The sequence below is a fragment of the Pseudomonas sp. WS 5010 genome (assembly GCF_012985565.1).
Taxonomy (GTDB): Bacteria; Pseudomonadota; Gammaproteobacteria; order Pseudomonadales; family Pseudomonadaceae; genus Aquipseudomonas.
The window spans coordinates 653,051-668,889 of sequence record NZ_JAAQWQ010000005.1 but is presented as its reverse complement, the minus strand read 5'-3'; the positions used below and the strand labels follow the sequence as shown (position 1 = coordinate 668,889).

General features: G+C 63.4%; 15 protein-coding genes. 9 read left to right on the top strand and 6 right to left on the bottom strand.

The genetic code is table 11. The features are described 5' to 3' along the window. Positions 1–49: 49 nt before the first annotated feature. Positions 50–808, bottom strand: coding sequence for an alpha/beta fold hydrolase (locus HBO11_RS20025; protein WP_169952550.1), 759 nt, complete (start codon positions 806–808; stop codon positions 50–52). Positions 809–1,120: 312 nt separating this feature from the next. Here HBO11_RS20025 and HBO11_RS20020 point away from each other — a divergent pair, with 312 nt between their 5' ends. Next, the gene (locus HBO11_RS20020; protein WP_029298131.1) at positions 1,121–1,672 is read left to right on the top strand and encodes an RNA polymerase factor sigma-70; all 552 of its coding nucleotides are present in this window, start codon (positions 1,121–1,123) and stop codon (positions 1,670–1,672) included. Between the two features lie 177 nt (positions 1,673–1,849). Here HBO11_RS20020 and HBO11_RS20015 read toward each other — a convergent pair whose 3' ends face one another. The 3 genes from HBO11_RS20015 to HBO11_RS20005 all read right to left on the bottom strand — a co-directional run bounded on the left by HBO11_RS20015 (position 1,850) and on the right by HBO11_RS20005 (position 4,463). Beyond that, a complete protein-coding gene (locus HBO11_RS20015; protein ID WP_169952552.1) occupies positions 1,850–2,863 on the bottom strand; it encodes a GNAT family N-acetyltransferase in 1,014 nt (337 codons plus the stop codon). Between the two features lie 81 nt (positions 2,864–2,944). Continuing rightward, positions 2,945–3,742, bottom strand: a complete 798-nt coding sequence (locus HBO11_RS20010; protein WP_169952554.1) for an ABC transporter substrate-binding protein — start codon at positions 3,740–3,742, stop codon at positions 2,945–2,947. Positions 3,743–3,839: 97 nt separating this feature from the next. Continuing rightward, the gene (locus tag HBO11_RS20005) at positions 3,840–4,463 is read right to left on the bottom strand and encodes a TetR/AcrR family transcriptional regulator (protein WP_169952556.1); all 624 of its coding nucleotides are present in this window, start codon (positions 4,461–4,463) and stop codon (positions 3,840–3,842) included. A gap of 157 nt (positions 4,464–4,620) precedes the next feature. Here HBO11_RS20005 and HBO11_RS20000 point away from each other — a divergent pair, with 157 nt between their 5' ends. From HBO11_RS20000 to HBO11_RS19965, 8 genes are all read left to right on the top strand, one after another. After that, on the top strand, positions 4,621–6,399 hold the full coding sequence (locus tag HBO11_RS20000; RefSeq protein ID WP_169952558.1) for an acyclic terpene utilization AtuA family protein: 1,779 nt from the start codon (positions 4,621–4,623) through the stop codon (positions 6,397–6,399). A 12-nt stretch (positions 6,400–6,411) separates the two neighbouring features. Next, positions 6,412–7,284: an SDR family oxidoreductase gene (locus HBO11_RS19995; protein ID WP_169952560.1), complete on the top strand. Its 873-nt coding sequence runs from the start codon at positions 6,412–6,414 to the stop codon at positions 7,282–7,284. Positions 7,285–7,287: 3 nt separating this feature from the next. Next, positions 7,288–8,904, top strand: a complete 1,617-nt coding sequence (gene atuC / locus HBO11_RS19990; protein WP_169952563.1) for a geranyl-CoA carboxylase subunit beta — start codon at positions 7,288–7,290, stop codon at positions 8,902–8,904. A gap of 20 nt (positions 8,905–8,924) precedes the next feature. Continuing rightward, on the top strand, positions 8,925–10,082 hold the full coding sequence (gene atuD, locus HBO11_RS19985) for a citronellyl-CoA dehydrogenase (protein WP_169952565.1): 1,158 nt from the start codon (positions 8,925–8,927) through the stop codon (positions 10,080–10,082). Next, entirely contained in the window at positions 10,079–10,861 is a 783-nt protein-coding gene (locus HBO11_RS19980) for an enoyl-CoA hydratase-related protein (protein WP_169952567.1), read from the top strand. Before atuD ends, HBO11_RS19980 begins: the two co-directional genes overlap by 4 nt. A 148-nt stretch (positions 10,862–11,009) precedes the next feature. Beyond that, positions 11,010–12,944 carry an acetyl/propionyl/methylcrotonyl-CoA carboxylase subunit alpha gene (locus HBO11_RS19975; protein ID WP_169952569.1) on the top strand — a complete coding sequence of 645 codons (1,935 nt, stop codon included), beginning with the start codon at positions 11,010–11,012 and terminating at the stop codon, positions 12,942–12,944. Between the two features lie 70 nt (positions 12,945–13,014). Then, on the top strand, positions 13,015–13,557 hold the full coding sequence (locus tag HBO11_RS19970) for an exonuclease domain-containing protein (protein WP_169952571.1): 543 nt from the start codon (positions 13,015–13,017) through the stop codon (positions 13,555–13,557). Between the two features lie 48 nt (positions 13,558–13,605). Next, positions 13,606–13,890: a pyrimidine/purine nucleoside phosphorylase gene (locus tag HBO11_RS19965; protein WP_169952573.1), complete on the top strand. Its 285-nt coding sequence runs from the start codon at positions 13,606–13,608 to the stop codon at positions 13,888–13,890. A 63-nt stretch (positions 13,891–13,953) separates the two neighbouring features. On the opposite strand, the gene HBO11_RS19960 is transcribed toward HBO11_RS19965, so the two are convergent. Together HBO11_RS19960 and HBO11_RS19955 are read right to left on the bottom strand one after the other, a co-directional pair. Further along, positions 13,954–14,760, bottom strand: a complete 807-nt coding sequence (locus HBO11_RS19960) for an MOSC domain-containing protein (protein WP_169952575.1) — start codon at positions 14,758–14,760, stop codon at positions 13,954–13,956. Positions 14,761–14,851: 91 nt separating this feature from the next. After that, positions 14,852–15,787 carry a chemotaxis protein CheV gene (locus HBO11_RS19955; protein ID WP_169952578.1) on the bottom strand — a complete coding sequence of 312 codons (936 nt, stop codon included), beginning with the start codon at positions 15,785–15,787 and terminating at the stop codon, positions 14,852–14,854. Between the last annotated feature and the right edge of the window lie 52 nt (positions 15,788–15,839).

Here is a 15,839-nt window from a genome sequence, read left to right as displayed (position 1 = left end):
GGCTTACGGGGAAATCGGGGATAGAGGGCGTGGGCGTGTGGCGGCGTGTTCAGCCGGTCGCCAGGGCCGCCCGCCGTGCAGCGCCATGGCGCCAGCGGGTCAAATGTTCGTCGGCGTAGCGCCGCACGCAGCGCAGCAGCGAGCTTTGCTGCTGCACCAGGAAGAAGTGGTGCCCCTCGAACATGTCCAGGGAGAAACCGCTGGCAGTGTCTTCCTGCCAGTCGAGCAATTCGTCGGCGCGCACGTCATCCTGCTTGCCACCAAATACATGGATCGGCATCGACAGCGGCTCGCGCTCGCCGTACTGGAAGCTGCCGCACAAGAGGAAGTCGGCGCGCAGGATCGGCAATGTCAGCTGCATCAACTCGCGGTTGGCCAGAGCGTCCTCGGGGGTGCCCTTGAGCGTGCGCAGGCGCTCGATCAGTTGGGTGTCGTCTTTTTCCTCGGCGTATTCACTGACATCCCGGCGCGCCGGGCCGGCGGTGGCCGAGGCAAACAACGCCAGCGGCGCAGGCAGGCCGCGTTCGCGCAGGGCGTGGGCCAGCTCGAACGCCAGCAGGCCACCGAGGCTGTGGCCGAACAAGGCATAGGGGCCATCGAGTTCGGCGCTGATCTCGCCGGCCAATTGCGCGGCGAGCGCCTTGATATCGCGCTGCAAGGGTTCGTCCATGCGCATGCCACGCCCTGGCAACTCCAGCGGGCACACCTGCAACCACTCGGGTAACGCCCGGCGCCAGCGGCTGTAGAACATGGCGCTGGCGCCCGAATAGGGCAGGCAAAACAGGCGCAAGCGGGTCGACGTGCTCATCTCAGACCACCCCTGCCTGGAACGCTGGGTTCTCGCGATACAAACGCATGTCGTCGTCCTCCGGGTGCAAATCCATGGCCGGCGTGTTGGCTGGCCTGTCACCAATGAGAACGGATGGCACGGCAAAATAATTAGTCTGCAGGCCGGGGCCCGCACACAAAGAGATGCACCTCACAGTTTGCATTTCGGTATAAGATTAGTTCCACTTCTCATTTGACAATCATTATCATTAAGAATAATTTGTTGCCCGATGTGTAGGAGGCCTCAGCAGGGATGCCCTCCACTAACCTCATTTGCAGCAAGGTGATTTCCATGACGGAACAAGTATCCACAAGCAGGTGCGATTCACCGTTACTCCAGGCGTTTGTCGATAACCGGCTGATCCTGGTCAAGATCGCGGCGCGCATTACCGGCTGCCGTTCCCGCGCCGAAGACGTAGTGCAGGACGCCTACTTCAGACTGCAATCGGCGCCGCAGATCACCTCATCGTTCAAGGCGCAGCTGAGTTATCTGTTCCAGATCGTGCGCAACCTGGCTATCGACCACTACCGTAAACAGGCCCTGGAACTGAAATATTCCGGGACGGAAGAGGAAGGCTTGAATGTGGTTATTCATGGCGCTTCACCGGAAACCTCGCACATCAATTTTTCCACCCTGGAAAACATCGCCGACGCCCTGACCGAACTGCCCCAGCGCACGCGCTACGCGTTCGAGATGTACCGCCTGCATGGCGTGCCGCAGAAGGACATCGCCAAGGAACTGGGCGTGTCGCCGACCCTGGTCAACTTTATGATCCGCGATGCGCTGGTGCACTGTCGCAAGGTGTCGGGAACCCATAGCGATACCTTTGCCCGACGGGTCTGACCACCGGGCAAATGCAATGAGGGGTGAGCTTGTGTGGGAGCGGGCTTGTCGGATCGCCGCATCGCCGCGAAAGCAGTGGGTCAGGCAACATCAATGTTTGCTGGGCCGACGTCTTCGCGGCGATGCGGCGATCCGACAAGTCCGCTGCCACAGTTGATCTTCATTGCCCCGAAGATCTCAAGCCAACCCACACCGCTCAAAAAACCGCTCCCGCCCCAGAATCATCAGCGCCGCGCGCTTGTGGGGGAAATCGAATTCCTTCTCGCAGTGGAAGCACTGGTTCTGCATATGCCCGATCATCTTCCCATTGTCGGCCCTGGGCTCGGCTACCACGCGCTGGGTGCGCGGGTCGTCGAGAAACAGGTAGTGCACCAGCGCCGACAGCCAACTGGCAACCTTGTGCGGCCCGCGATGATGCTCCTCCCCCACCAGCATGTGGATACCGCGGTCGTAGTCGTCCACCTCATAGAACGGCGCGATGCGATCTTCCTTGGCCCAATACGCCTCGAAATAGGCAAAGGGCTCATCGTCGAAACAGCCGATCAGGGTCAGGGTATGCGGGTCGGCGGCAAGCTTGTGCAGATAGTCCCGGTGTTGCTCCAGGCTGCCGCTTTCCTGCCAGAAGTTGGCGACCCGCGCGCTGTTCTGCCAGCGATTGAAGCGAGCCAGGTCCACATCGATCTCAAGCGTGCGCAGTGAGATCCACGCGCCCAGGCGTGCGTCAAAACGTCGGTAGACTTCACCCTGCGGCTTGGGCGCACGCAGCGGGTGGCGCTTGCCCATGCTGAAGATCATCTGCTGTGGATAGGCACCGCTCGACGGCTGGCCCAGCCAGGGCTGTGGCAATTGCCAGAACAGCGTGCGCTCGCAACGCAACTGCCCCGCCACGTCCGTGGCCAGCAGCAGGCCGCTGCGCAGGGCCTCATCCGGGGCGTGTTCGAGGTGCCAGAAGAGTTGCTGGCGCCCAGGCTCCCGTGCAAACAGCCAGTAACACGCGGCCCACACGGCCTGTACCGACGGCACCTCAGCGGGGTTTTGCAAATGCAGGTGCAACGCGTCGCCGCGCTCCAGGCGCAGGCGCACCAGGGGCTGGCCTGCAAGGGTCAGGGTCAGGCGGCTATCGCTTTCATCTGCGTTCAGGGCGGGCCCTGCCGGCAGTGGCAGGGCTGACAAATCTTGGGGATTGGGCATGGAAGGGGCTCACGGTAATCGTCGACAGTTAGACGAAGTGACGTGAACCAGCCGCAAAAATTTAAGGCGCAGGTGTCGCGATCAGGGCGCGTCAGCCACCGGCAGCACATCGATGCGGTACGGTTCGAAGATCTTCACCAGTTCGCCGCTGTCGCGCAGGCCCTTGAGCAACGCGGCAAACGCCGGGCCGCTGATCGCCGCCTTGGGCCGCAGCAATGCGTAGTGGTGGTAGACCTGATCAATGCGCTCCGACACCAGGAACTGCCCGGCGGTGTCGACATTGCGCACCATGAAGTCGCTGAGGTAGGAGCGCGTCACCAGGGCGATATCCGCGCGGCCACGGGTGACCATCAGCAAGTTGCTGTCATGGGAATAGGTCAACGTGGCGTTGAACTGCGCGGCCATGGCCTTGGGGTCGGGGTTGAAGTTGGCAAAGGCGTAGTGATAACCGCTGAACACCGCCAGGCGCTTGCCCCTGAGGTCGGCGAAATACGCCTGGTCACGACCGGACTGGCGCTGGGCGACGAAAATCTCGGCGTCCTCCAGGCCCATGTCAACGCTGGTATGGGCAATATCCTGCCATCCCCACTGCGGGTTCTCGAAGATGGCCATGTCGACCCGACCCTGCTCGAAATCACGAAAGCGCCGGGGGATGGAAGTGGGTACCAGCACAAACTGGTAGTCGCTCTGCGCACGGTTCAGTGCCTCCAGCAGTTGCGGCAGCAACCCGGTGTCGGCACCCTGCTCCGGGCGCACGGTATACGGCGGAAAATGCGCGGCACCGATCCGTACCAATTGGGCCGCCCAAACCTGCGTTTGCCACAAGGTGCCCATCGCCAACACTGTAAGTCCTGCAGCCAGCCGCCATGGCGAAAACATCAGGCACGCACCGTTCAAATCTGAATCTCGCTAAGCTAGGCGTTTTTGTCTGTAGAGACAACTTTCTACCCGACAATTAATGACCTGCGCTCCCCGCCTAATCGGCCTTGAGCACCAGCAGCAACGCCTCGTCGGCCAATTGTTCGAGGGTCATGCTGCCCTGGGCGCGGAACCAGGTCGTGGTCCAGGACAACGCCCCGGTCAGGAAACGCCGGGTGATAAACACGTCGCCCTTGATATAACCCGCCTGCTTGGCCTCGCCCAGCACTTGCAGCCAGATGTCTTCGTAGACATCGCGCAACGCCAGCACCTGGGCCTGCCCTTCTGCCGACAGCGAACGCCATTCGTACACCAGCACCGCCATGGCTTCGCCGCTGCCCCCCATGATCGACTGCAACTCGCAGCGAATCAGCGCCAGCACCCGCTCGCGCACGTTGCTCGCTTGGGCCAGGGAGGCGCGCATCATCGCGGTGTTGTAGTGGATGGTTTCTTCCATCACCGCCCGCAGGATTTCGTCCTTGCTCTTGAAGTGGTGAAAGATGCTGCCGGACTGGATCCCCACCGCACTGGCCAGGTCACGCACGGTGGTGCGTTCAAAACCCTTGTTGCGAAACAGGTGAGCCGCGGTCTGCAGCAGCTTGCCCCGGGCGCTGTCGGGGTCGGTCAGTTGCCCGCCGTCCACCATGCTGCGCATTACCTCCAGGGCTTTTTGCTCGTCCATGCTGCTCTCCTCAACTACTTTGATTGCGTCATGGCCGGCAATTTAGGCCGTGACAGCCACCCAAGCAAGCGCTTGGGCAGAAGTTGTGCTCCCAGTTTACAAACCAAGCGCTTGCTTGGTAGTCTCGACCCAGCGATTTTCCAGAGAAGGACTTCCCATGGACAAGACCGTTCGTATCGGCTGCGCCAGTGCATTCTGGGGCGACACCAGCACCGCCGCCGCGCAGTTGGTGCAAGGCGGCGCGCTGGACTACCTGGTATTCGACTACCTGGCGGAAGTGACGATGTCGATCCTCGCCGGGGCGCGGATCAAAGACCCCCAGGCCGGCTACGCCACGGATTTCATCGAAGTGCTGGCGCCCTTGCTCGGCGATATCCAGCGCCAGGGCATCCGGGTGATCAGCAACGCCGGTGGCATCCACCCCAAGGCCTGCGCCGCCGCCTTGCAGGCCGCCTGCGACCAGGCCCGGGTGCCGCTGAAAATCGCCGTGGTGCTGGGCGACGACCTGCAACCACAGTTCAAGCAACTGCAGGGCATCGAGGATATGTTCAGCGGCGCGCCGTTGCCGGCGATGTGCGTGTCGACCAACGCCTACCTTGGCGCACCGGGCATCGTCCAGGCCCTGCAACTGGGCGCCGATGTCGTCATCACCGGGCGCGTGGTGGACAGCGCGGTGGTCAGCGCGGCCCTGGTGCATGAATTCAACTGGGCGTGGCAGGACTACGACCACCTGGCCCAGGCCGCGCTGGCCGGGCATATCATTGAATGTGGCGCGCAGTGCACCGGCGGCAATTTCACCGATTGGCGCCAGGTGCCGGACTACGAGCACATCGGTTTTCCGATTGTCGAAGTCAGCGCCGACGGCCAGTTCACTGTCAGCAAAGTGCCGGGCACAGGCGGCCTGATCAGCCAACTGAGCGTCGCCGAACAACTGCTGTATGAAATCGGCGACCCGCGCGCCTATCTGCTGCCGGATGTGATCTGCGACTTCAGCCAGGTCACCCTGGAACAACAAGGCGAAAACCGCGTGCGCCTGCGCGGCGCCAAGGGCCTGGCACCCACCGACCAGTACAAAGTCAGCGCCACCTACCCCGACGGTTTTCGCTGCACCGCCAGTTGCCTGCTAGCCGGCATCGATGCGGTGGCCAAGGCCGAGCGGGTCAGCCAGGCGATCATCAACAAGACCTCGCAGCTGTTCAGCCAACGCGGCTGGGCGCCCTACAGCGAGGTCAACATTGAACTGCTCGGCAGCGAAGCCACCTACGGCGCCCACGCCCGGCGCCAGGACTGCCGCGAAGTGGTGCTCAAGCTGGCGGTGCGCCACCCCAGCAAACAGGCGCTGGTGCTGTTCGCCCGGGAAATCGCCCAGGCAGCCACCGGCATGGCGCCGGGCCTGACCGGCATTGTCGGCGGCAGGCCCACGGTGTACCCACTGATCCGCCTGTTTTCATTCCTGATCGACAAGAGCGCGTGCCGTCTGAGCGTCGACTTCCAGGGCCAGTCCCACCCCTGCGAACTGCCTGCCAGCGCGGCCCTGGGTACGCCCCGCGCGCCCCTCGACCCGCCCAAGCCCGAAGGCCGCGCCGATGCCAGCGTGCCCCTGGTCAAACTGGCCGTGGCGCGCTCCGGTGACAAGGGCAATCACAGCAATATTGGCGTGATTGCGCGGCGGCCCGAATACCTGCCGTGGATCGCCGAAGCATTGACCCCAGAGGTGATCGTCGACTGGATGAGCCATGTGCTCGACCCGCTGCACGGGCGCGTCGAGCGCTGGTACCTGCCCGGCAGCCACAGCCTCAACTTCCTCCTCGAAAACGCCCTGGGCGGCGGCGGTATCGCCAGCCTGCGCATCGACCCGCAAGGCAAGGCCTTTGCCCAGCAACTGCTGGAAATCCCGATTGCCGTGCCCCGTCACCTCGCCGATCAACTCACCTAAGGAACTCCTGCCGTGGCCTTCGACTCGATCTTCAAAGCCGACCTGTTCCAGGGGCAAACCATTATCGTCACCGGCGGCGGCAGCGGGATTGGCCGTTGCACCGCCCATGAGCTGGCGGCACTCGGCGTCCATGTGGTGCTGGTGGGGCGCAAGCCGGAAAAACTGCAACAGGTCACCCAGGAAATCAGCGAGGACGGCGGCCGCGCCAGTTGGCAGGCCTGTGATATCCGCGATGAAGAGGCAGTGAAGGCGCTGGTCAGCCAGGTCATCGAAGCGCACGGGCCGATCCACGGCCTGGTGAACAATGCGGGCGGCCAATACCCCTCGCCCCTGGCGTCGATCAATCAAAAAGGTTTTGAAACCGTGTTGCGCACCAATCTGGTGGGCGGTTTCCTGATGGCGCGGGAAGTGTTCAATCAGTCGATGAGCAAACACGGCGGTGCCATCGTCAACATGCTCGCCGACATGTGGGGCGGCATGCCCGGCATGGGCCACTCGGGCGCGGCGCGCGCGGGGATGGACAACTTCACCAAGACCGCCGCGTTCGAGTGGGGTTACGCCGGGGTGCGGGTCAACGCAGTGGCGCCGGGCTGGATCGCCTCCAGCGGCATGGACACCTACGAAGGCGCATTCAAGGCAGTGATCCCGACCCTGCGCGAACATGTGCCACTCAAGCGCATCGGCACCGAATCGGAAGTCAGCGCGGCGATTGTGTTCCTGCTCAGCCCCGCCGCCGCATTCGTCAGCGGCAGCACCTTGCGCATCGACGGCGCCGCCAGCCTCGGCAGCCGCGCCTGGCCGCTGCACAAGGCCCAGCCGCCGAGCCCGTCGTTCAATGGTTTTCACCGCGCCTACCTGCCGGATGTGCTCAAGGAGGGCCAATAAACCATGCCGGTCATCGACTCCCAACTCGACACCCACAGCCCGCAGTTCGCCCAGAACCGCGAGGCCATGCTCAGCGCCATCAACCACCTGCGCCAATTGGAACAGAACCTGTTGGACAAGGCCGCCGAGGCCAAGGGCAAGTTCGACAAGCGCGGCCAACTGCTGCCCCGTGAGCGCCTCAACCTGTTGCTCGACCCCGGCGCTCCCTTCCTCGAACTGGCGAGCCTGGCCGGCTATAAGCTGCACGACGACAAGGACGGCAGCGCCGCCGGTGGTGGGCTGATTGCCGGTATCGGTTATGTCAGCGGCGTGCGCCTGCTGGTGGTGGCCAATAACAGCGCAATCAAGGGCGGGACGATCTCCCCCAGCGGCCTGAAGAAATCCCTGCGCCTGCAACAGATCGCCATGGAGAACAAACTGCCAGTGGTGACCCTGGCCGAAAGCGGCGGCGCCAACCTGAATTACGCAGCGGAGATTTTCGTCGAAGGCGCGCGCAGCTTTGCCAACCAGGCGCGGATGTCGGCCATGGGCCTGCCGCAGATCACCGTGGTGCACGGCTCGGCTACGGCCGGCGGGGCCTATCAGCCAGGGCTTTCGGATTACGTGGTGGTGGTGCGCGGCAAGGCCAAGCTGTTCCTGGCCGGCCCGCCGCTGCTCAAGGCCGCCACCGGCGAAGTGGCCACCGACGAGGAACTGGGCGGCGCCCAGATGCATGCGCAAACCGCCGGCACCGCCGAATACCTGGCACAAAACGACGCCGATGGGGTGCGTATCGTGCGTGAGATTGTCAGCCTGCTGCCCTGGGACGACCGGCTGCCGCCCCAGCCGGCGCGGGCCTATGCCGAGCCGCTGTATGCGATTGAGGAACTGCTGGGCTTGATCCCCGAGGACCCGAAAAAACCCTACGACGTACGGGAAATCATCGCGCGTATCGCCGACGCCTCCAACTTCCTGGAGTTCAAGGGCGAGTTCGATGCCCACACCGTCTGCGGCCACTTGCAGATCCAGGGCCGGGCCTGCGGGTTTATCGGCAACAACGGCCCGATCACGCCCAAGGGCGCGAGCAAGGCCGCGCAATTTATCCAGCTGTGCGACCAGAGCCAGACGCCGCTGCTGTTTTTCCACAACACCACCGGTTTTATGGTGGGCACCGAATCCGAACAGCAAGGCGTGATCAAGCACGGCGCGAAGATGATCCAGGCGGTGGCCAATGCCCGCGTGCCCAAGCTCACGGTGGTGGTCGGCGGCTCCTACGGCGCCGGCAACTATGCGATGTGCGGCCGTGGCCTGGACCCACGCTTTATCTTCGCCTGGCCCAACAGCCGCACCGCCGTGATGGGCGGCGCCCAGGCCGGCAAGGTGCTGCGCATTGTCACCGAGGCCAAGCAGTTGAAAGACGGCCTTGTGCCCGACCCCAAGGTGCTCGACATGCTCGAACAGGTCACCGCGCAGAGACTCGATAGCCAGTCCACGGCCCTGTATGGCAGCGCCAACCTGTGGGACGACGGGCTGATTGACCCGCGGGACACCCGCACGCTGCTGGGCTACCTGCTGGATATCTGCCAGCAAGCCCAGGTGCGCCAATTGCAACCCAACAGCTTCGGCGCCGCGCGCTTTTAACGATCAGGAGAACAATAAAAATGATCTTCACCCAGGAACACGAAGAGCTGCGCCGTACCGTACGGGGTTTTGTCGAACGCGAGATCAACCCCCACGTCGACGACTGGGAAAAAGCCGGGCGCTTTCCCATCCACGAGATTTTCCGCAAGGCTGGCGACCTCGGCCTGCTGGGCATTTCCAAGCCTGAGAAGTTCGGCGGCATGGGCCTGGACTACAGCTACTCGATTGTCGCCGCCGAAGAGTTCGGCACCATTCGCTGTGGCGGTATCCCCATGTCCATCGGCGTGCAGACCGATATGTGCACCCCGGCCCTCGCACGTTTTGGCTCCGATGAACTGCGCGACGAATTCCTGCGCCCGGCCATCAGCGGCGAACAAGTGGGCTGCATCGGCGTCTCGGAAACCGGTGCCGGCTCCGACGTGGCCGGCTTGAAAACTCACGCCCGCAAGGACGGCGACGACTACGTGATCAACGGCAGCAAGATGTGGATCACCAACTCCCCCAGCGCCGACTTTATCTGCCTGCTGGCCAATACCTCGGACGGCAAGCCCCATATCAACAAGTCGCTGATCATGGTGCCGATGAACACCCCCGGGATCAGCGTCAGCCCGCCCCTGGAAAAACTCGGCATGCACAGCTCGGAAACCGCCCAGGTGTTTTTCGATGATGTGCGCGTGCCCCAGCGCAACCGCATCGGCCATGAAGGCGCGGGGTTCATGATGCAAATGCTGCAATTTCAGGAGGAACGGCTGTTTGGCGCGGCCAATATGATCAAGGGCCTGGAGGCCTGCGTCGACAGCACCATCGCCTACTGCAAGGAACGCCAGACCTTCGGCAAGGCCCTGATCGACAACCAGGTGATCCACTTTCGCCTGGCCGAGCTGTCCACCGAGATCGAATGCCTGCGCGCGCTGGTCTACCAGGCCACCGAGCAATACATCAAGGGCCAGGACGTGACGCGGCTGGCCTCGATGGCCAAGCTCAAGGCCGGGCGCCTGGGCCGCGAAGTCAGCGACAGCTGCCTGCAATACTGGGGCGGTATGGGCTTTATGTGGGACAACCCGGTGGCCCGCGCCTATCGCGATGTGCGGCTGGTTTCGATTGGTGGCGGCGCCGACGAGATCATGCTGGGGATCATCTGCAAACTGATGGGCACGCTGCCGGGGAAAAAGTCGTGAAGGCCTGTGAAACCCTGGTGCTGGAACCGCACAACGGCGTGCTGCACATCACCCTCAACCGCCCGCAGAGCCGCAATGCCATGAGCGTGCAGATGGTCAGCGAACTGCGCGCAGTACTGGCGGATGTCGCGCCTGACGAGCAGGTGCGGGCATTGGTGATCAGCGGCGCCGGCGGGCACTTCTGTGCAGGCGGCGATATCAAGGACATGAGCGGCGCGGGCAGCCGTGAAGGCTTGCGTGATCTGAACCGGGTGTTTGGCGCGCTGTTGCAGGAAGTCGAAGCCCTGCCGCAGGTGGTGATTGTGGTGTTGCAGGGCGCGGTGCTGGGCGGTGGGTTTGGCCTGGCGTGTGTCAGTGACATCGCCATCGCCGATCACCAGGCGCAGTTCGGCTTGCCGGAAACCAGTTTAGGCGTGCTGCCGGCGCAGATTGCGCCGTTTGTGGTGCGGCGCATCGGCCTGACCCAGGCCCGGCGCCTGGCGCTGACTGCGGCGCGGTTTGACGGGGTCGAGGCGCAGCGCCTGGGGCTGGTGCATTTTGTCGAGCATGACCCCCAAGGGTTGGCGCAGCGCCTGGATGAGGTGTTGGGGCAGGTATTGCGTTGTGCACCGCGCGCCAATGCGCAGACCAAGGCGCTGTTGCTCCAGAGCCTGGATCAACCGTTGGAACTGCTGCTGGACCAGGCTGCCGATTGGTTTGCTGACGCGGTGACGGGGGAAGAAGGAATCGAGGGGACGCGGGCGTTTGTGGAGAAGCGCAAGGCCAGGTGGGTGAGTTGATCTTGAAAACACCACATTCCCTGTGGGAGCTGGCTTGCCTGCGATGCGGGCAGCTCGGTCTGTCAGGGATACCGAGATGATGCAATCGCGGGCAAGCCAGCTCCCACACAAGCCCGCACCTGCGCAACCAATCAAACAGGGAGCGAAAATGCCCAGTTTCAATAAAATACTGATCGCCAACCGCGGCGAAATCGCCTGCCGGATCCAGCGCACCGCCCAAGCCCTGGGCTACCGCACCGTGGCGGTCTATAGCGAGGCCGACGCCGACGCCCTGCACGTACACATGGCCGACGAAGCCGTGAACATCGGCCCAGCCCCGGTGCAGCAGTCGTACCTGAACATCCCGGCCATCCTCGAGGCCGCACGCCTCACCGGCGCGGACGCGGTGCATCCAGGCTATGGCTTTCTTTCGGAAAACCCGGAGTTCGCCAAGGCCTGCCTCGCCGCCGGCCTGGTGTTCATCGGGCCCAGTGCCCACGCCATCGAGTTGATGGGCAGCAAGCGCCTGTCGAAAATCGCCATGCTCGCCGCTGGTGTGCCGTGTATTGCCGGCTACCAGGGCAGCGCGCAGGACGACGCCACCCTGCAAAGCGAAGCCGAGCGCATCGGTTACCCACTGATGATCAAGGCCAGTGCCGGCGGCGGCGGGCGCGGCATGCGCCTGGTGCACACGGCTGCGCAGTTGCTCGAACAACTGCATACCGCACGCTCCGAGGCCCTCAATGCCTTTGGCAGCGACGAACTGATTCTGGAGCAGGCGCTGATCGCGCCGCGCCATGTGGAAATCCAGCTGTTCGGCGACGCCCACGGCAACCTGATCTACCTGGGCGAGCGTGATTGCTCGGTGCAGCGCCGCCATCAGAAGGTCATCGAAGAAGCGCCCTGCCCGGTCATGACCAGCGAGCTGCGCCAGGCCATGGGCGAAGCGGCGCTCAAGGCCGGGCGCGCCGTGGAGTATGTCGGCGCCGGCACCGTGGAGTTCCTGCTGGACCGGGACGGACGCTTCTATTTCCTGGAGATGAACACCCGCCTGCAGGTGGAACACCCGGTCACCGAACTGATCACCGGCCTGGACCTGGTGGACTGGCAACTGCAAATCGCCGCCGGCCAGCCCCTGCCCTTGCGCCAGGAGCAAGTGACGCTGAGCGGGCACGCCATGGAGGTGCGCCTGTACGCCGAGGACCCGGCCCAGGGTTTCCTGCCACAAACCGGCGAGGTGCTGCGCTGGGAGCCGGCGGCCGGGGTGCGGGTCGATCATGGCTTGCTGGCCTCCCAGCGCATCAGCCCGTTTTATGACCCGATGCTGGGCAAGATCATCGCCCACGGCGCCACCCGCGAAGAGGCGCGGCGCAAGCTGCTGCGCGCGGTGCAGGACTGCGTGCTGCTGGGGATTGCCAGCAATCAGCGCTTACTGGTGGACTTGCTCGAGCATCCGCAGTTTGTCGCGGAGGATTTCAGCACCGGGTTCATCGCCGAACACTTCAGCGACATTGCCCGCCCCGCCATCAGCGACGAACAACTGGCAGTGGCCGCCGCACTGTTCTATCGGCACAGCGCGGCAGCGCATCACCCTGCCCTGGCGGGCTGGCGCAACAATGCCAGCGTGCCCTGGACCTATCGCCTGGGTGTTGATGAGCAGCGTCATGAGGTCAGCGTGCGGGTATTGGCGCAGGATCACGTGCAAGTCGGCGCTGTCGATATCCACATCAAGGGCAGCGACGGGCGCTGGGCCAGCCTGGTCATCAACGGCATCCGGCGGCGGCTTGCCTATCACCAGCACGGCTCCCAGCTCTGGCTGTTGTACTCAGGTCACAGCCTGTGCGTGAGCAACCAGACGCAAACCGTGGCCAGTCGGGAAGAGGCCGCCAGCAGCGGCACGGTCAAGGCGCCGATGGACGGTGCCATCACCCTGCTGCAGGTGCAGGAGGGGGATGTGGTGAGCAAGGGCCAACTGTTGCTGGTGCTTGAAGCGATGAAAATGGAGCACCCGCTCAAGGCAGGGATCGATGGGGTGGTCAAGGCCATTGCAGTCACCGCCGGCGATCAAGTGCGTAATCGCCAGGTATTGCTGCAGATCGAGTAGCCCTGGGCGGAACTACCAGGCTTGGCTACGCTCTATCCCCATCAGAAAGGGATGAGTACGGGAACCTGCGATGCCTGATTGGCTGATTATTGATCTTGAAGCCACAACGGATGACGGCGGCTGGCCCGTGTCGGAGATGGAAATCATCGAGATCGGCGTGAGCCTGGTCAACCGCCAGGGCCGCGAGCTGGACCATTTCCAGCGCTTCGTGCGGCCCTTGCGCCGGCCATTGTTGACGCCGTTCTGCCGCCAGTTGACGCACATCAGCCAGGCCAATATCGACAGCGCGGCGCCCTTGACCGAGGTCTGGCCACTGTTTGAGCGCTGGCTGGGCCAGCATCATCCGCGCCTGGAAAGCTGGGCCAGTTGGGGCGACTATGATCGCCAGCAACTGGAACTGGAGTGGCAGCGCCATGGCCTGGCCAGCGTGCTGGCCCAGACGCCCCATGTGAACCTCAAGCAACGCTTCGCCAAGGCCCGGCGCCTGGACAAGCCATTGGGGCTCAATGGCGCCTTGCAACTGGCGGGCATGCAGTTCAACGGCCAGCAACACCGGGCACTGGAAGATGCGCGCAATACGGCGCGTTTGCTGCCGTTGATTTTGCCCGTGTAGAAGGCATACTGGCCGACCTTTCTTGCCCCTTTTTTCGAGGATTCACCCATGTTCAAAGTCAATGAGTACTTCGACGGCACCGTCAAGTCGATCGCCTTCGGCACCCCAGAAGGTCCGGCGACCATCGGCGTCATGGCCCCGGGTGAATACGAGTTCGGCACCGCCCAGCGTGAAATCATGCACGTGGTCTCGGGCGCGCTGACCGTCAAGCTGCCAGGCAGCGACAGTTGGGAAACCTTCGCCGCCGGCAGCCAGTTCAATGTGCCTGCCGACAGCAAGTTCCAGCTCAAGGTGGCTGTAGACACCGCCTACCTGTGCGAATACCGCGGCTAAGCCTTTCCCGCGCACAAAAAAATGCCCGTCTCGCTGAGACGGGCATTTTTCATAGGGCCTGGGTTATTCGAGGATCGTCACCGGCATACCGACTTCCAGGTGGCCCACCCCGTCATTGACCAGGTTCTGGCCGAACATCACACCATCGGGCTCCTTGCGGTAGGTTTCCAGGGTCGCCAGCGGCTGGCGGTCGGCGCTGCGCTCACCCGTTGCCGGGTCGATGGTGGTGAGGATGCACCGCGAGCAGGACTTGACCACCCGGAACTCCACCTCCCCGATGCGCAGGCGCTTCCAGCCGTCCTCGGCAAAGGCCTCACTGCCTTCGATCACCAGGTTGGGGCGAAAGCGCAGCATTTCCATGGGCCGGCCGATGCGCTGCGACAAGTCGTCGAGGGACGCCTGGCCGATCAGCAATAGCGGGAAACCGTCGGCGAATGCCACCTGGTCATCATCCTTGCCATAGCCGGCCGCCGTGGTGCGCGCGCGCTCCAGGGGCACCTGCACCAGGCGGGTCGGTTTGCCGATAAAGTCGCTGACCCAGCGCGCGGCTTCATCGCCGGCATCGGGAACCCGCAGGGTGTCGCGCCAGATGGTCACACCGCGCAACTCGGCGTCAGCGCCGGGCAATGCCACGTCCAGCGTGGGCTGGCCAGCAGCACTCAAGGTCAGGCCTCCAGCGCCGTTCCAGAGGGCCGACAACTGACTCATCTGCGCTACTGCGCGCTGGGTCAGGAAGCGCCCGCTGGCCTCGTCCACCAACATCCAGCGTCGATCCCCGTCCAGCCCCAGTTTATCCAGGCCGATATGCGCCAAGGTCTCTGCCTTGCCCGACTTCAAGGGGTACCGATACAACGCGCTGAGACGAAGCATGAGCCTGGGTTCCTGTGAACAAAAACGTCACCCTATACGAGCACGCTGCCAGAATCAAAACTTCCCCGGTCGGCAACGTGGCCAGAAGGTATCAGGCTGGGACTTCGTCCAGCATCAGGCGCTGGCGCACCACATCCACCAACTTGTCGGGCTGGAATTTGGAGAGGAAGTTGTCGCAACCGACCTTCTTCACCATCGAATCGTTGAAGCTGCCGGACAACGAGGTATGCAACACCACATAGAGGCCACGCAGGCGCGGGTCGTTGCGGATCTCGGTGGTCAGGCGGTAGCCGTCCATCTCGGGCATTTCGGCGTCGGTGAAGATCATCAGCAACTTGTCGGTCATTACCTGGCCGGTGTCCGCCCACGCCTTGAGCATGTTCAAGGCCTTGAGGCCATCACTGGCGATATGCATCTTCACCCCCAGTTGACCCAGGGTGTCACGCAGTTGCGACAGGGCCACGTTGGAGTCATCCACCAGCAACACTTCGCGGCCACGGGCACGTTCGAGGACCGGGTCCTCGAGTTTTTCCCGGGAGACCTTGGCGTTGTAGGGCACGATCTCGGCGAGGACTTTTTCCACGTCGATGATTTCTACCAACTGCTCATCCACCTTGCTGATGGCCGTGAGGTAATGCTGGCGACCGGCGCTGGCCGGCGGAGGCAGGATCGACTCCCAGGTCATGTTGACGATGCGGTCGACGCCGCCCACCAGGAAGGCCTGCACCGAGCGGTTGTACTCGGTAACGATAATGGTGCTGTTGGGCCCCGGCACCAGCGGACGCATGCCGATGGCCTGGGACAGGTCGATCACCGGCAGGGTCTGGCCGCGCAGGTTGACCACGCCGCAGACAAACGGGTGGCGCTGTGGCATCAGGGTCAGCTTGGGCAACTGCAGGACTTCCTGCACCTTGAACACGTTGATCGCGAACAACTGACGCCCGGCCAGGCGAAACATGAGGATCTCCAGGCGATTCTCACCCACCAATTGCGTGCGTTGATCTACCGTGTCGAGAATGCCAGCCATTGAAGACTCCTGGGTGTGCTGAAAGATTTGCTGCCTACTGGAGAAGGTTATC

Excerpts from the sequence above, each read along its gene's own strand:
- HBO11_RS20000 (WP_169952558.1), top strand. The coding sequence starts at position 4,621 with ATGGACAAGACCGTTCGTATCGGCTGCGCCAGTGCATTCTGGGGCGAC.
- HBO11_RS20020 (WP_029298131.1), top strand. The coding sequence starts at position 1,121 with ATGACGGAACAAGTATCCACAAGCAGGTGCGATTCACCGTTACTCCAG.
- atuC (WP_169952563.1), top strand. The coding sequence starts at position 7,288 with ATGCCGGTCATCGACTCCCAACTCGACACCCACAGCCCGCAGTTCGCC.
- HBO11_RS19965 (WP_169952573.1), top strand. The coding sequence starts at position 13,606 with ATGTTCAAAGTCAATGAGTACTTCGACGGCACCGTCAAGTCGATCGCC.
- HBO11_RS20015 (WP_169952552.1), bottom strand. The coding sequence starts at position 2,863 with ATGCCCAATCCCCAAGATTTGTCAGCCCTGCCACTGCCGGCAGGGCCC.
- HBO11_RS19975 (WP_169952569.1), top strand. The coding sequence starts at position 11,010 with ATGCCCAGTTTCAATAAAATACTGATCGCCAACCGCGGCGAAATCGCC.
- atuD (WP_169952565.1), top strand. The coding sequence starts at position 8,925 with ATGATCTTCACCCAGGAACACGAAGAGCTGCGCCGTACCGTACGGGGT.
- HBO11_RS19970 (WP_169952571.1), top strand. The coding sequence starts at position 13,015 with ATGCCTGATTGGCTGATTATTGATCTTGAAGCCACAACGGATGACGGC.
- HBO11_RS20025 (WP_169952550.1), bottom strand. The coding sequence starts at position 808 with ATGAGCACGTCGACCCGCTTGCGCCTGTTTTGCCTGCCCTATTCGGGC.
- HBO11_RS19960 (WP_169952575.1), bottom strand. The coding sequence starts at position 14,760 with ATGCTTCGTCTCAGCGCGTTGTATCGGTACCCCTTGAAGTCGGGCAAG.
- HBO11_RS19955 (WP_169952578.1), bottom strand. The coding sequence starts at position 15,787 with ATGGCTGGCATTCTCGACACGGTAGATCAACGCACGCAATTGGTGGGT.
- HBO11_RS20005 (WP_169952556.1), bottom strand. The coding sequence starts at position 4,463 with ATGGACGAGCAAAAAGCCCTGGAGGTAATGCGCAGCATGGTGGACGGC.
- HBO11_RS20010 (WP_169952554.1), bottom strand. The coding sequence starts at position 3,742 with ATGTTTTCGCCATGGCGGCTGGCTGCAGGACTTACAGTGTTGGCGATG.